At 60.6% G+C, this 13,418-nt stretch carries 17 protein-coding genes; 6 read left to right on the forward strand and 11 right to left on the reverse strand.

Going from position 1 to position 13,418, the window contains the following annotated elements; all coding sequences use genetic code 11:
• Window positions 1–6: 6 nt before the first annotated feature.
• Window positions 7–222, reverse strand: a complete 216-nt coding sequence (locus NP_RS07120; protein WP_011323156.1) for a hypothetical protein — start codon at window positions 220–222, stop codon at window positions 7–9.
• 54 nt (window positions 223–276) lie between these two features.
• Window positions 277–531, reverse strand: a complete 255-nt coding sequence (locus NP_RS07125) for an MTH865 family protein (protein ID WP_011323157.1) — start codon at window positions 529–531, stop codon at window positions 277–279.
• 108 nt (window positions 532–639) lie between these two features.
• On the opposite strand from NP_RS07125, the gene NP_RS07130 reads away from it, so the two are divergent.
• Window positions 640–1,296 carry a hypothetical protein gene (locus NP_RS07130; RefSeq protein ID WP_011323158.1) on the forward strand — a complete coding sequence of 219 codons (657 nt, stop codon included), beginning with the start codon at window positions 640–642 and terminating at the stop codon, window positions 1,294–1,296.
• On the forward strand, window positions 1,293–1,916 hold the full coding sequence (locus NP_RS07135) for a hypothetical protein (RefSeq protein WP_011323159.1): 624 nt from the start codon (window positions 1,293–1,295) through the stop codon (window positions 1,914–1,916). Before NP_RS07130 ends, NP_RS07135 begins: the two co-directional genes overlap by 4 nt.
• Before the next feature lie 115 nt (window positions 1,917–2,031).
• Here NP_RS07135 and NP_RS15090 read toward each other — a convergent pair whose 3' ends face one another.
• Genes NP_RS15090 through NP_RS07150 form a run of 3 tightly spaced genes read right to left on the reverse strand, consistent with a single transcriptional unit; the run spans window position 2,032 to window position 4,528 of the window.
• Complete coding sequence (locus NP_RS15090; protein WP_011323160.1) at window positions 2,032–2,499, reverse strand: DUF6517 family protein; 468 nt, start codon at window positions 2,497–2,499, stop codon at window positions 2,032–2,034.
• Window positions 2,489–2,848 carry a DUF6517 family protein gene (locus NP_RS15095; protein WP_011323161.1) on the reverse strand — a complete coding sequence of 120 codons (360 nt, stop codon included), beginning with the start codon at window positions 2,846–2,848 and terminating at the stop codon, window positions 2,489–2,491. Before NP_RS15095 ends, NP_RS15090 begins: the two co-directional genes overlap by 11 nt.
• Before the next feature lie 39 nt (window positions 2,849–2,887).
• Window positions 2,888–4,528, reverse strand: coding sequence for a methyl-accepting chemotaxis protein (locus NP_RS07150; protein WP_011323162.1), 1,641 nt, complete (start codon window positions 4,526–4,528; stop codon window positions 2,888–2,890).
• A gap of 220 nt (window positions 4,529–4,748) precedes the next feature.
• Here NP_RS07150 and NP_RS07155 point away from each other — a divergent pair, with 220 nt between their 5' ends.
• The gene (locus tag NP_RS07155) at window positions 4,749–5,969 is read left to right on the forward strand and encodes a CBS domain-containing protein (RefSeq protein ID WP_011323163.1); all 1,221 of its coding nucleotides are present in this window, start codon (window positions 4,749–4,751) and stop codon (window positions 5,967–5,969) included.
• Window positions 5,970–6,033: 64 nt separating this feature from the next.
• Window positions 6,034–6,264, forward strand: coding sequence for a DUF7385 family protein (locus tag NP_RS07160; protein WP_011323164.1), 231 nt, complete (start codon window positions 6,034–6,036; stop codon window positions 6,262–6,264).
• 21 nt (window positions 6,265–6,285) lie between these two features.
• Here the strand turns inward: NP_RS07160 and NP_RS07165 are convergent, their stop codons facing one another.
• Entirely contained in the window at window positions 6,286–6,486 is a 201-nt protein-coding gene (locus tag NP_RS07165) for a hypothetical protein (RefSeq protein WP_011323165.1), read from the reverse strand.
• A gap of 111 nt (window positions 6,487–6,597) precedes the next feature.
• Between NP_RS07165 and NP_RS07170 the strand changes: the two genes are divergently transcribed.
• Together NP_RS07170 and NP_RS07175 are read left to right on the forward strand one after the other, a co-directional pair.
• A complete protein-coding gene (locus NP_RS07170) occupies window positions 6,598–7,077 on the forward strand; it encodes a redoxin domain-containing protein (RefSeq protein ID WP_011323166.1) in 480 nt (159 codons plus the stop codon).
• Between the two features lie 42 nt (window positions 7,078–7,119).
• Window positions 7,120–7,938, forward strand: coding sequence for an HD domain-containing protein (locus NP_RS07175; RefSeq protein ID WP_011323167.1), 819 nt, complete (start codon window positions 7,120–7,122; stop codon window positions 7,936–7,938).
• A gap of 5 nt (window positions 7,939–7,943) precedes the next feature.
• Here the strand turns inward: NP_RS07175 and NP_RS07180 are convergent, their stop codons facing one another.
• The 5 genes from NP_RS07180 to NP_RS14390 form a co-directional block, all read right to left on the reverse strand.
• Window positions 7,944–8,537 (reverse strand): DUF7504 family protein, encoded by a 594-nt coding sequence (locus NP_RS07180; protein WP_011323168.1) that lies wholly within the window; start codon window positions 8,535–8,537, stop codon window positions 7,944–7,946.
• Window positions 8,534–9,142 carry a response regulator gene (locus NP_RS07185; protein WP_011323169.1) on the reverse strand — a complete coding sequence of 203 codons (609 nt, stop codon included), beginning with the start codon at window positions 9,140–9,142 and terminating at the stop codon, window positions 8,534–8,536. The genes NP_RS07180 and NP_RS07185 overlap by 4 nt, the downstream gene beginning before the upstream one ends.
• Before the next feature lie 87 nt (window positions 9,143–9,229).
• Window positions 9,230–10,351, reverse strand: coding sequence for an Ig-like domain-containing protein (locus tag NP_RS07190; RefSeq protein ID WP_011323170.1), 1,122 nt, complete (start codon window positions 10,349–10,351; stop codon window positions 9,230–9,232).
• Window positions 10,352–10,353: 2 nt separating this feature from the next.
• The gene (locus NP_RS07195) at window positions 10,354–12,372 is read right to left on the reverse strand and encodes a type II secretion system F family protein (protein WP_011323171.1); all 2,019 of its coding nucleotides are present in this window, start codon (window positions 12,370–12,372) and stop codon (window positions 10,354–10,356) included.
• Window positions 12,369–13,403, reverse strand: coding sequence for a type II/IV secretion system ATPase subunit (locus tag NP_RS14390; protein ID WP_049939559.1), 1,035 nt, complete (start codon window positions 13,401–13,403; stop codon window positions 12,369–12,371). The genes NP_RS07195 and NP_RS14390 overlap by 4 nt, the downstream gene beginning before the upstream one ends.
• Between the last annotated feature and the right edge of the window lie 15 nt (window positions 13,404–13,418).

The raw sequence follows: 13,418 nt of genomic DNA on the forward strand, positions 1-13,418 counted from the left end.
TTTTGACTACTGTTCTGCTAACGGTCGGATTCCAGACACCGCAAGCACCGACCGGAGCGTGAGAAAGACGATGAGGCCCGCGCCGACGAGCATCGGCGGGGCTGAAATCAGCGTCGCCGTTTCACCGCCGACGAGAAAGCCGCCGAAGCCGCGAACGATGAAGCTCACGAGCACGAGGCCAAACGCGAGCGCTGAGAGTTTGACGAAGGTGTTCTGGTGCATGGCTGTTGCTGGCGGCTCCGGGACCCAATAATAAAAGTGTAGCCGTTGTCCGGCTTAGAGGTAGCCTTCTTCTTCGAGCCCGTTCATGATGTCCTCGACAAGCTCGTCGGAGGACTCGTAGGGGAAATCCTGATTGCCGCCGGCCTTCGTGTTGAGTTCCATCGCAGTCATCGAAAAGTCGCCGGACTCGAATTTCGTTCCCGGTCCCTGCGGGAGCGCGGGCACGAGGTCCATCGGGCTGTTGACTGGGTAGTCTGCGCCTTCGAACGCGTCCTCGAACTGCTCACGGAGGTCGTCTTTGTCGACCATTGCGATACCGCATACAACGTACACTCAATTGAATGTTGTGCTCACCGTGGACACGCATTTATAAATGTTTCATCGTCTTTAAGACACCTGATTACGTCGCTGTCGACTATGACTGCCGACGGTGGCGGCGGCGCGCGCGCCGCCGAAGGAGACGACATACTCGCAGCGCTGTTTCGTAACAGCCGCCTCAATGCTATCATCGCGTGGCTGCTCGTTGCCGTGCTTGCTGGAGCGCTCCTTGAAAGTGTTCTCGACCGCGACCTGCTCTGGATACTGTTTGTCTCCGCGACTGCTGTCGTTGTACTGCTGCCGCCGGCAGCCTACTTCGACTGGCGGACGATGCTCCCGTGGGAGCTGCTCGTCGTTGCTCTACTGCCAGTACTGGTTCGTGGCCTGTTCGGCGGCGAACTCGGCACCTTCGGCTACTACTTTTCGGTCGCCGCGCTGGCGCTTTTGATTATCGTCGAACTGCACATGTTTACTGAGCTCAGGCTGACCCACTGGTTTGCTGTTGCGCTCGTTGTCATGACGACGCTGGCGTCAGTTGCGGCGTGGGCAGTCGTCAGGTGGATTCTGGACCGACATTTCGGAACGGAGTTTCTCAGCACGCCGGGCATGTCGCAGGATGCAGCCAACGCCGCGCTGATGGGTGAGTTCCTATGGGTAACGCTTGCCGGGCTGTTGGCGGGCATTCTTTTTGATTCGTACTTCAGACACCGTGGCCGTCGCCTCGGGCGGCATCTCCGCGGGGTGATGGGCCGATGAAGCTACCGCGGCCATCCGTCCGGAACCAGCGGCGGCTGACAGCCGGTATGCGACTGTTGCTCGCCGGCATCGTCGTCTATGGGCTCGTCTACGGCCAGCCGAAGGCCATCACCAACGGGTTGTTGTCGCTCGCCATCACGTTCGTCCCTGCCGTCATGGAGCGCAACTACGGCATTCCGCTCGACCCGTGGCTCGGGCTCTGGATTACGTTGGCTGTCTTTCTGCACACGATGGGCTCGGCCGGGCTGTACGGGCACTTCGAATGGTGGGACCACCTGACACACGCAATGTCGGCGTCACTTGTCGCCGGGGCTGGCTACACGTTCGCCCGTGCTGTCGACCTCCACAACGACCGGATTCACATCCCCCGTCGGTTCTTCTTCGTCTACGTGCTCGTCGTCGTACTGGCCTTCGGGGTCGTCTGGGAGCTCTTTGAGTTCGGTCTCGATGTCGCGGCCGATGCGACGGGCATCGAAATGCCCCTTGCCCAGCACGGCCTCGACGATACCGTTCGTGACCTCATTTTCAATTCGCTGGGTGCGCTTGCCGTCGCGACGTTTGGACAGGCGCACCTCTCCGGTGTAGCAGAGAAAATCCAAACATCGCTGACAGCCCGATAGCGGAATCCGGCAGTAGATGGGTTCGGTCCGTTGCCGGGCAGTAACAAAGTACGTCGGTTAACGAGGATTTACAGAATTGCAAGGCGAATGCCACGGGGCTTGACCCCGAGGCACTTCACGAAAGACTGATGTCTACATCGACCCCGTCCGGGAGGTCATCCGAGAGATTCTCGTCTTCCGGCAGCTCGTCCACCGTGTCTTCGTCTTCCGGTAGCGAGCCGTCTTCCGCTGGCTCGTCGTCAGCGTCGTCGGCATCGTCCCGGTTGTCTTCCGCATCATCGGCTGTTTCGTCAGCTTCCTCGATGACGCCCGTCATCAGCGCTTCAATGTTGGGGTCTTCCTGCTGGCGAACCTGCTGTGGGTAGACACCGATTGTGACGAGGTGGTCGTTGCTCGTTTCAACGCTTTCGGAGATGTGGATGTACACCGGTAGCTCTTGGCCCTCAAACATCGCATCGGCCTCATACCGTGCCACTGTCGTCTCCTGTTCCAGTATCGTTAGCTCGTCGTCTTCGACGTGTTCGACGTTGCTGATATCGTCGTAGTCAGCCTCCAGCAGCTCTGTCAGCTCTTCAGTCCCCATCTCGGCTATCGGAATTGAGCTCCCGGCCGGCAATGGATATCTGCGGCGACGTGAGAACGGTGAAGACCGCAGCCCGGAGCCGTCCGAGCGGGCCGAGGTCGATTCCCTTGTCGTGTTCGGTCAGATAGTTCCGGACAACGACCTCCTCCGATAGTCCCGGCAAGTCCACCTGCTCTCGGATGACGAGTTCTTCGATACCGACCTGACTGTACCCAGTAGACGAACGTACCTCCGGGTCGACGCCGGCCGGCGTCGCTTCATGCTCGTCGAGTCCCGCAACACCGAGACAGCCCGCGGTACCCAAAAGCGCTGTCGCCCCAACCCCCGCTAACACGTCGCGTCGCTTCATATCCGGACACAAGTACGCTGTCCGGTATGTATGTGTTGGCTATGCAGCGTCGGCCGCGTCGGCGGTTCCCTCACGGAGTCGCTCAACACGCTTTATCAGAGCGTCGATACTTTCGGCCTGACTGGTAGCCGCCGATTCGACGTCTTCGGCGGCTGTCTCGGCTCGCTCGGAGTGTTCACGGACTGTTTCGAGCGTTGCGGTTACCTCCTCGATGCTCGCCGCTTGGTCGTCGTTTGCCTGTGCGACTTCGGCGATGCCGTCGGCGGCCGCTTCGACAGCATCAGCAATGTCTTCAAAGGCATCGAACATCTCCTGTATTCGCTGGTCGGCTCTATCAACCCGCTCGCTGGAGGTCATTGCCGCTGAGACGGTCCGGTCTGTCTGTTCTCGAAGCTTCTCGATGCTGTCTGTGATGTCGTCAGTGTGGGACTGAGTTTCATCGGCCAGTGATTTGACTTCGTCGGCGACGACAGCAAAGCCCTCACCGCTCTCGTCGGCGCGGGCGGCCTCGATGTTGGCGTTCAGCGCAAGGATATTTGTTTGGTCTGCGACATCTGAGACCACTTCGACGACAGACTCAATGTCGTCCATTCGGGCTTGCAGCGCGGTAATATCGTCGACGAGTTCTTCGCTGATGTCCGTGACCTCTTTGGCAGCTTCCCGAGCGTCTTGTCCCGTCTCAAGCCCGTGCTCAGCGGTTTCTTTAGCGTCGCTCGCTGCCTCGTCGACATCTTGGGCCGTGGCCGCGACCTCTTCCATCTGTGCCGAGAATGTCTGCATCTCCGAGACGGCGTCGTCGACCAGTTCGTTTTGCTCTCCGACGGCGTCGCTGATTTCGGCGGCCGCCTCGACGACCCGGTCGACCGCGTCGTCCAGTCGGTCGGCCTGCTGTTCGACGCGGCCGCTCAACGTCTGGAATTCCTCGGCGAAGGCGTTGAGTGCGTCAACCACATCGAGCAGTTCATCGTCAAGGGCGGCAGCGTGTTCGTCTTCGAGTTCCGCGCGGGCATCAAGCTCCCCGCTTCGCAGCGATTCGAGCGTCGAGCCGAGCGTCCCGACCAGCCGCTCGATGGCAAGTCGTCGTTCGACCTCCTCCGTCCGGTCGATGACCGTCTCTACGACGCCGACCAGTTCGCCATCGCGGTACTGCGGTGTCGCGGCAAAGTAAATGTGCTTTTCGTCGCCGTACTGGTCAAGCATCGTACTCGTGTCGGCGACACGTCCCATTTCGGGGGCTTCGAGCTCGACATCGTATTCCTCGTGAACCGTTTCGGGATGTTCGAGCACCTTGTCGGCCAACGTCTTCGCCCGGCGGCCATCCGGATAGAACATCTCGCTGGCGTGGTCGTGGCCGACGGCTTCATCGCGGGTGGCTCCCGTTAGTTCCGCGAGTGCCTCGTTCCAAGCGACGACCTCACCCTCAGCGTCAAGAACGAATGTCGGCTGACTGAGACCGTTCAGCAGGAGCCGAACGTTTTCATCGACGAAGCGGCCGGTCGACAGGCCCGTCCCCGTGTCCGTCCCCATTTCTCGGGTCGTATCAGAATCAGCCGCGCGCTGTTCGCGTGCGTCTGAGTCACCCGCTGTTTCAATCTTGGAGGCCTCGTCCTGCTGTATGCCCCCGTCCGGTAGCCGCTGTCCGGTCCTCCCTCGTACCATCCGGAGCAATCTTCGAATCATATGTTGACAACTATTACCTAGGGCATAGCATTCATTACACAAAAAACAATTGCCGAACTCGAACGGTGTCGGCACGCCCCCGCTCTTGTGTACCGATACACAGGAACGACTGCAGCGCAGCCGCTAGCCGGTGGGAACCACCACCGATTACTTAATGGAGGGCGCTGTACTCCCGCTACTGTCACGCCCCGTCGGCCGACGGGACACCAAACTACTACCCATGGATATTTCAGCCATTGTTTCAACCGAATTCGAGGAGCTCAGCCCCGATACACCCGTATCGAAGCTCACCGGCGTCTTCGACGACCCCGATGTCAAAGGCGTCGTCGTCAGCGATGACGGCGACCTTGTGGGAGTTGTCACCCGACGACAACTGACGACATCCCACCATTCGCCGGAAGAAAAGCTCGCGTCGCTCGTCTGGCACGCCCCGACTGTCGCCCCGGACGAAAACGTTCGCGAAGTCGCACGGCTGATGATAGACAGCGGAACGCAGCTACTGCCGGTCGTCGAGGGCGATTCGATGGTCGGCGTCGTCACGGCCGACGAGCTGCTCGAGGCCGTCCAGTCATTCCTTGAAGCTGCGACCGTCGGTGACGCCTACTCGGAGGAACTCATCTCCATTGAGCCACAGACCTCTTTCGGAAAGGCACTGCACTCGTTCCGCGACAACCGTATCGCACACCTACCGGTTGTTGATGAGGGCTCTGCAGTCGGTGTTGTCAGCCTCTACGATGTGACCGACATCGCCGTCCGGGCGACCACACAGAGCCAGGGCGGCGACGCCGGCGGCACCGACCCCTTCGGCGGCGAAATATCGAGCAGCAGCGGCCGTGCTCGTCGCGGCGGGTTCGGTGCTCGCGAAGGCGAACGCGACCGACTGCTCGACCTGCCCGTACGCGACGTAATGGTCACGCCGGTCCGGACTGTCACCCCCGACGAAACACTTGAAGACGCCGTTGCGGCGATGTTCGATGCGGGCGTTTCGTCGCTCGTTGTCACCCGTGACGGAGAGCCGGACGGTATCCTGACCAAGACCGACATCCTCGATGCGCTGACGTGGGAAGCCGAGGGCAACCGCGCCGTACAGCTCTACGGCTCCGACCTGCTCGACGACATGAACTACGACGAGGTCGTCTCGATGATAGACGCCTTCGACGATATGGACGGCGGAACGAACGTTCTCGACGCCAAGATTCACCTCCACGAGCACAACGAGACACGCCGCGGGACGCCGCTGTTGCTCGCCCGCATCCGGCTGTACACCGACGGCGGCCTCTTTATGGCGTCCGGCGAGGGGTACGGTGCGAGCCACGCGCTCGGTGAGGCCAAGGATACGCTCGAGCGCCGCATCAGAGACAACAAGACCTACGCACAGACGAAAAAGCACCCCGACGAGGAGTTCTGGGACAAGCGGTTCGGCTGGTGGCTGGAATCGTAACCGGGAGGTCGCTCCACGGTCCAGCCACCCGCGGATTCAAGGGGAATGGCACGTAGAATCACGTATGGACATCGACACTGACGAACTGCTGGCGTCGCTGACGCCGCGCGAAGAGAACCCGGCCATCAAGTCCTACCAGAACACGGTGTCTGTCGCCTGTCCGGCCTGTGAGGAACCGTTCGATGACCTCGTCGTCTGCAAGCAGAACCCGACGAGCCTCAACCTCTCCAAACAGCTTGACCTCTGTGTCGGCGTCGAGGACGACCAAGCGTTCATCTTTACCCACAAACCCTGACTGGCGGTACAGCCAAGCGCTTCAGCCGTCGTCATCGTTGGCCCACGGACCGACGCCGAAGAGCGTCCCGGCGGCCCAGCCGACCAGAAGCGGCGTAACGACGACCAGTCCACCGATGCCGACATACCGGACTGGCGGCTGCTGCAGCGCCAGATAGAGCAGATACAGCGAGCCGAGAATCGGCCACGCCGACCGCAGGGCCGACCGAACCTTCGGGAACATACCATCGGCTCGCCGCGGCAGCGCCCTGAAGCTTCCGGCCTCACGTTGGTCGTGGCGCAACCGGCCGGAACCAAAAGGGACACCCCGCTGGCCCTCGTTGGGCCGACTACTATGGTAGCAGAAGGCGACGACGCACCCGACTTTACGGCACCGGTTCGAACGTCCGACGGCAACATTTCCGAGTTCACGCTCTCAGAAGCGCTTGCGGACGGCCCAGTCGTGCTGGCGTTCTTCCCGGGCGCGTTCACAAGCGTTTGCACCGGCGAGATGACAACGCTGCGTGACCGGCTTGACGACATCGAAGCCGGCGGGGCGAGCCTCTACGGCGTCAGCATCGACTCCCCGTTCTCGCTCGGCGAGTTCGCCGAGCAAAACGACCTTGAGTTCCCGCTCATCGGCGACACCAACAAGGAAGTCATCGACGCCTACGATGTCGTCATGGACTTCGAGGACCTCGGTATCGAGGGCGTCGCAAAGCGGTCCGTCTTCGTCGTCGACGAAGACGGCACCGTCACCTACAGCTGGGTCTCCGACGACCCCGGCGTCGAGCCCGACTACGACGAACTCGAAGCCGCCGCCAACGACGCCTGAGGAAGCCGTCGCTTTTTCGTTGCGCCCGTCGATAGCCACTGCATGGACGAGGCTGCTGACAGCTGTGCGACCGGCCGCACGTACAACCCAGAAGCCGACCACGCGTTCCCGGACGAACGTGTCAATGAGGTACTGGACCGCATCGAAAACGACGAGGAAATAACGGCGTATCTTGCGGCACAGAACGTCAATCCGGTCGACCGGATGGGATACAACGACCACGGCAGGAAACACATCGAAATCGTCCGGAATGCCGCACTGTCGCTGTACGATTTGCTGAAAGCCGGCGGCGTCGAATTCGACGGGGCCCGCCAGCAGGGCCTCGACGAGGCCGACGAAGCAGTCATTATTGCCCTTGCTGCGACGCTACATGACATCGGCCATGTCGTGCATCGCGATGACCACCCCTACTACTCGCTGCCGCTCGCCGCGGACATCCTTGACCGGTTTCTCGACGGCCTCGGGTATTATGACCCCGCAGAAACCGTTCGGCTAAAGGGCGAAATCCTGCACGCCATCCTCTGTCACCACAGCGAGGAGCAGCCGTTGACTCGGGAGGCCGGCATCGTCAGAGTCGCCGACGCGCTGGACATGGAACGGGGCCGCTCGCGCATTCCCTACGAGCAAGGCGGCCGCGGCATCAACACCATTTCGAGCCGTGCCATCACGTCAGTGGCACTGTGCCCCGGCGAGTCGACCCCTGCGATGGTCGAAATCGAGATGACCGACGCCGCGGGCGTCTATCAGGTCGACGAGCTACTGAAACACAAACTGGACGACTCTCGCATCGAATCGTTTGTCCGCATTGTCGCGGTCAACACCGACCGCGGAGAAGATCTCATCGAGCGAATCGAGCTGTAGCGAGTCTATTCTTCGAAGCCGGTCCCACGGACCGTAATGTCGTCGTCCGTGACTTCGGCCTCGCAGTCGAAGACCGCACGGATGGTGTTGTGTGCCTGGTCTTCGTGCATCGACGGGTCCATCGCGAAGACGCCGAGCATGTCTCCGGAGCGGATACGGGCAGTGAAAACATGCAGGAAGCGGAACATCGTCCGCAGTTCGGCGTACATCAGCGCTGTCGAGACGGACGCAAACCCGATACGGGCACGGACGGATTCATCTTCGCTGTCTTGGTCGAGTAGCTTGGCGAACTCGAGGCTGATACCCGTCAGGTCACCGGGTGAGCTTAGCTGCCGAACCGGCACGCCCTCGACATCAGCCTCGGTACTCGTACAGTCGATAATCCCGAGCTGGTCGCGGTCGGCCCCGCGGCGTTCGAGCTCCTTGACGACCTGCTGTGCCCCCATATTCATCGTGATGACAATTGCGCGCTCGCCGTCCTCGGGCGCGACCGCATCGAGGAGCCGCTGGTTCGTTACCGTCGACGCACCGGTCATCAGCAGGCTCACGCCTTCATCGAAGGCCGATGCGTTGCCGAGGTCAGTCGTCGAGTAGCTCATTCGTCGTCACCTCCTCGTTCGGCGTCGTCCTCACCGTCCTCGATATCACGGACCATCGCGACGAAGTCGTCGTCTTCCATGTCCGGCATCGCGGCGTCGAGGTCACCCCGGAGCTCGTCGATGCGCTCCTGTAGTTCGCTAAACTCCTCGCTTTCGTCGAGTTCTTCCTTGGGCTTCGAGGACCGCAGCGCCGCTTGCTTCGAGGACAGCGCATACAGTTCCTGCTCGATCTCGTCGAAGGCCGTCCGCGAGAGCAGTCCTTCGACGGTCTCGACGAGTTCCTCGCGCTCGACAGGCTTTGTGAGGTAGTCGTCGAACCCCATCGAGATAACGTCGAAGTCGGGCTCGACGGCGGTTACCATCGCGACCTTACAATCCGGGACCTCCTCTCGGAGGTGTTCGAGCACCTCGTCACCGCTCATGCCGGGCATTAGCCGGTCCAAAAGTGCAACGTCAATGTCGTCGCGGAACTGTTCGAGGGCTTCCTCCCCACCCGTCGCAGTCAGGACCTCGTAGTCGTTTTCGAGCCACCGAACGTAGAGTTCGATGAGGGCACGCTCGTCTTCGACGACGAGGACCGTCGGTTTGTCATCTCCATCGGCCATCCTTTGTGCACCGTTTTGAGAGGCTATGTGATATGTATTCCGGGAACAATCGCGTGGTGAAACAGAAGCAAACGACTGAAACCCACGCTAATTGACGGTTACATCGATATCGAATTCGTCAACTGCACCCGCATCAGGTGCGTCAATGGTTATTGTGTCGTCCTCGTCGCTGGCTTCGTACGTGACGATTGCTTGCCCGTTAGCGTCGGTCGCAGCTGGGCCACTTGCATCGCCCTCGTTGGCCTCGTACTCCAATTCAACGCCGCTTACAGGGTTGTTGTACCTGTCTCGTACTTCGATCGGTATCTCCACCGTTTCGTCTTCGTCGACTGTTACTGCGTTACCGGTCTCAGTCGGGTAGATGTATTCTGCATCCGCCGAGGCGACGGCGCTCCCGACCCCGACCTGTGACATCCGTAGCTCAAAGTTTTCGTGGGCGTCCTCGTCGATTTCGATGACAATGTCGTCACCCGAGTCGCTGACCGTAACAGCGTCCTCGTCCTCGAACACGGTTTCTTCCCACTCGGTAGCATCGAGGTTGCTCGGTACTGTAATTTCAATATCATCGGTCGGTTCTACCGTGACCGTTCGTGACGGCGCGCTCGCTGGAATCGTATCGAGCGTAATCGAGCCGCTTGTAGCCTGTGAAACGTCGCCAGCATAGAACATGAGGTTGATGTTGTTGCCGCTGACGACCGCACCAGTGTTTTCGACGACCTGTGCGTCAGGGAAGCTGTTATACAGGATGCCGTATTCGAGCGCGGTCACCGGTGGGTTCTGATACTCGTTGTATATCGGTTCGTATTCGATACGGCTGGTTTCGAGTTCGTCTATTTCACCGTCGATGTGCGCATCACGGATGATATCGTCGGTGGCCTCGACGTTCTCAATTGTCACCTCACCGTCTTCGACCGTCCGAACCGTTCCGGCAGGGTTCGGCGGGTTGAAGAACAGCAACCGCGAGGGGTAGGTCGTACCGGCACGGATGCCGACCGATTCGGTCGTCCCGTGGGCTGCCGTCCGGGAGGCCGCCTCTTGGAACTCGATGAGGTCGTTTTGGACCTCTTGGTTGTGGTTGAACTCGATTTCCTCGTTTGCGGTCGGGATAGCTTGTGTCTGGAGTATCGCAAGCACGGCGACAAGCAACCCGAAAAGCAGGATTGCGCCGACGACCTCCGATACGCCTCTGGTGTCTGTTGTAAGCGACATGGTTAGATGAGCATGAAGACCGCGACGGTGACTGCGACGAGGCCGACGCTGTATTTCAGCCCCGAGACGATGCTGTTTTCGGCAAGCTTGCCGGCGAGCAGCCCGCTACCGATGCCCTGGATGAGCGCCGAGTGGAAAAAGACCGTCCGGAACAGGTCGACGGGGACCTCCTGTACGTCGCCGAAGCCGCCCGCACCGGCCTCAGTACTGACCTCTTCGGTGCCGGTGAGCTCTTCGCTTATCGGCGTCAGGTAGCTCACGTCGAGCAACACCACCACAGCCAGATAGACGAGGAAGCCGATGATGACGATGGCCATGTACGCGTTCATCTCGTTGCGCCGTTTTCGCTCGATTTCGTAGCGGTTCCTCGTGTCTTCGGCGGCAATCGAGATGATTTTCGAAAGGTCGCTGGAGGCGTGGTTGCCTTTTGCCAGCAGCTTCATCGTCCGGGTAACCTGTGGAACGTCGAGCCGATTGGCGAATTTCAGCAGCGACCGTTCGACGTCGTGGTTCCAGCGGATGTCGTTTCTGACCATCCGGAGCTCCTTGCCGAGGACGCCCTCGCTCCATCGGGAGACGAGGTTCAGCGCCTCGACGAGTGGAATCCCCATCTGGTTCGCGCTCGAAAGGATGTTCAGCGTGTCGGGGAACCGCTCGTTGATTTTCTGCTCCCGTCGGCGCTCTCGCTCGTAGAGCACCATCAGCGGCACCGTTGCCACGAGGAACGGCAGGACGAAGAGCAACGTCGTCGACCGGATGGGGGCATCGAGCAGCCCCGCAACCGAAAGCGGGACCGCACCGGTAGCGACGACAACGACAAGAGCCACAAGCGACAGCGGCACCGAGACGGCAAGCGACAACAGCGGGTCCTGTGCTTTGATGTACTGTATCGGCCGACCGAGCATTTCCCGGCGGGCCTGCTTGCGCTTGCGCGACTCGTACTCCTGATATTTCTGCTCCGACTTGAGGAGCCGGCTCCATTCGCGGTCGGTGTCGATGTCCTCGATTTCGAGGTCGAAGTCGTGCTGTGCGTACGGCGCAGAGAGTACGTCGACAAACAGAATAAACAGCAGCATCGCCAGTGGAAGACACAGATAGATAATGAACTGCGCCATCGCGATGGCACCGCCGCCGAGCAGCGTCACCATCAGCAGCATGACGATGACGAAAAGCGGCGCAGCGACGAAGACGACGATGTAAATCTCGGAGAGAATCGAAAGCGTCGAGAGGAAATTCTCCTGTTCTTCTCTGGCTTCCTCCATGTAGGTCTCGGCTTCGTCCTCAAGGAAGGCCGAGAAGTCGCTGCCGGAGTCGACAACGGAAATCGTATCGTCGAGGAACTGTTCGAGGTTCTCGCTGGGGGTGAGGTTGCGGGCGTCCCGCAGCGCCGCAAAGAGGTCGTTGCCGAACAGCTCGACGTCGCGGACAATCATATCGAACTCGTCGGAGACGGCTCCGTAGACCTCGTCTGCCTCGGCCAGTTCCTCCATCACCTCGAAGGTGTTCATCCCGCCGTGGCTCAGCGCGTACATGTAGACGATGGCGTGGGGCAGCATAACGTCGATATTCCGCTTGCGGGTGTCCTTGCGGAACCACGGATAGTAGTAGCCGGCCATGAGCGTCCCGCCGGCGAAGAGGCCGACGGTGCCGACAACGATGAGACTGTTGAGCAGCGTCGTCACCGGACCAGCCGAAAGGCCGAGCCCAGCCCAGATGCCACCCGCCGAGAGCGCCACCGCAAGCGTTCCGCCAACAAGCAGCCCGATGACAGCCGCGACAACGGTGTACAGGACGACCTTGGTCAGGTAGATGTCGTAGGTATGGCCCATCCGGGCCTGATTGAGCCACCGCTGGAGCTGGCGGAACCGGTCGGGGTTCATCAGGAACCAGGTGCGGACGTAGCCGTGCTGGTCCCGGAGCCGCTCTTGGTCGGCTTCCGAGAGGTCGTGCCGTTCCGGGAAGTACTGCTCTAGCTCGTAGTCCGGAACCGGAGCGGCCTCTTCGAGGTCCGGTTGGCTCATTCGTTGAGGAGGTCGCGTGCGGTCAGCGTGCCGTCACGGACCTTCGCCATGAGCTCGTCTTGTTTCTTGCCGAACTTGTGGATGCCGCTGGTGACCTCGTGGTATCCCGAAATGTCGTTGTCGACGAGGTACTGAAGGAACTCACGGCGGTCCCGCTGCTGTTGGGCGAGCTCTTTGCCCGACCAGCCGCGGTTGTCGGCGATGTCCTGCAGCACGTGGGAGTTGTTCACCCGGTGGAAACTGTCGGCGTTGGCGTCGCGGTCGAAAATGTCGATGGCGCGGACGGAGTCACCGCCGTCGTCGCCAGCCAGCAGTTCCGTGACGCCGTCGTTGCGTCGCACTCGGTCGTCGCCTTTGAACGTCTGTTTCTGAATGCAGATGACATCGAGCTCCAAGATCATCTGCGTCGGGACGTTCAGCGGCTTGTTCTCAAGCCGGTTGAGCACGCCCTCGACGCTTTCGGCGTGGATTGTACTGTAGGCGGTGTGACCAGTTCCGATGGACTGGAAGAAGGTGAAGGCGACGTTCTTTTCGGTCCGTATCTCACCAACGAGAATATACTCGGGGCGCTGTCGGAGCGACGCCTGTAGAAGCTCATACATCGAGACTTCGCCGCGACCGTCGGAGGCGATTGAGTCCCGAGTGAGGCTCTGAATCCAGTTTTCGTGCGGCAGCGTGATCTCGCGGGTGTCTTCGATAGAAACGACCTTCGAATCCTCGGGAATGAACATCGAGACGGCGTTCATCGACGTCGTCTTCCCCGAACCAGTTCCGCCAGCGAAGATGAGCGACCGGTTGTGCCCGATGACGAGCCAAAAATACGCCATCTGTTCGACGCTGAACGTCCCGTTCTGGATGAGATCGACCGGCGTGAACGGGATATCGGCGAACTTCCGGATGGTGAAGTTCGACCCGCGGGTTGCGATATCGGAGCCGAACGTGAGTTGGACCCGGGAGCCGTCCGGCAGCGTGCCGTCGACGAGCGGCTCTGAGACGGATACCTGTTCGCCGGCCTGCTGTGAGAGCCGCAACGCGAACGACGACAG

This window comes from Natronomonas pharaonis DSM 2160 (assembly GCF_000026045.1).
GTDB lineage: Archaea > Halobacteriota > Halobacteria > Halobacteriales > Haloarculaceae > Natronomonas > Natronomonas pharaonis.

Bases quoted from the DNA above. Each gene is read 5' to 3' on its own strand.
- NP_RS07185 (WP_011323169.1), bottom strand. From the start codon at position 9,142: ATGGCCGATGGAGATGACAAACCGACGGTCCTCGTCGTCGAAGACGAG.
- NP_RS07160 (WP_011323164.1), top strand. From the start codon at position 6,034: ATGGACATCGACACTGACGAACTGCTGGCGTCGCTGACGCCGCGCGAA.
- NP_RS15095 (WP_011323161.1), bottom strand. From the start codon at position 2,848: ATGAAGCGACGCGACGTGTTAGCGGGGGTTGGGGCGACAGCGCTTTTG.
- NP_RS07165 (WP_011323165.1), bottom strand. From the start codon at position 6,486: ATGTTCCCGAAGGTTCGGTCGGCCCTGCGGTCGGCGTGGCCGATTCTC.
- NP_RS07175 (WP_011323167.1), top strand. From the start codon at position 7,120: ATGGACGAGGCTGCTGACAGCTGTGCGACCGGCCGCACGTACAACCCA.
- NP_RS15090 (WP_011323160.1), bottom strand. From the start codon at position 2,499: ATGGGGACTGAAGAGCTGACAGAGCTGCTGGAGGCTGACTACGACGAT.
- NP_RS07170 (WP_011323166.1), top strand. From the start codon at position 6,598: ATGGTAGCAGAAGGCGACGACGCACCCGACTTTACGGCACCGGTTCGA.
- NP_RS07125 (WP_011323157.1), bottom strand. From the start codon at position 531: ATGGTCGACAAAGACGACCTCCGTGAGCAGTTCGAGGACGCGTTCGAA.
- NP_RS07130 (WP_011323158.1), top strand. From the start codon at position 640: ATGACTGCCGACGGTGGCGGCGGCGCGCGCGCCGCCGAAGGAGACGAC.
- NP_RS07135 (WP_011323159.1), top strand. From the start codon at position 1,293: ATGAAGCTACCGCGGCCATCCGTCCGGAACCAGCGGCGGCTGACAGCC.
- NP_RS07195 (WP_011323171.1), bottom strand. From the start codon at position 12,372: ATGAGCCAACCGGACCTCGAAGAGGCCGCTCCGGTTCCGGACTACGAG.
- NP_RS07180 (WP_011323168.1), bottom strand. From the start codon at position 8,537: ATGAGCTACTCGACGACTGACCTCGGCAACGCATCGGCCTTCGATGAA.
- NP_RS07120 (WP_011323156.1), bottom strand. From the start codon at position 222: ATGCACCAGAACACCTTCGTCAAACTCTCAGCGCTCGCGTTTGGCCTC.
- NP_RS07150 (WP_011323162.1), bottom strand. From the start codon at position 4,528: ATGATTCGAAGATTGCTCCGGATGGTACGAGGGAGGACCGGACAGCGG.
- NP_RS07190 (WP_011323170.1), bottom strand. From the start codon at position 10,351: ATGTCGCTTACAACAGACACCAGAGGCGTATCGGAGGTCGTCGGCGCA.
- NP_RS07155 (WP_011323163.1), top strand. From the start codon at position 4,749: ATGGATATTTCAGCCATTGTTTCAACCGAATTCGAGGAGCTCAGCCCC.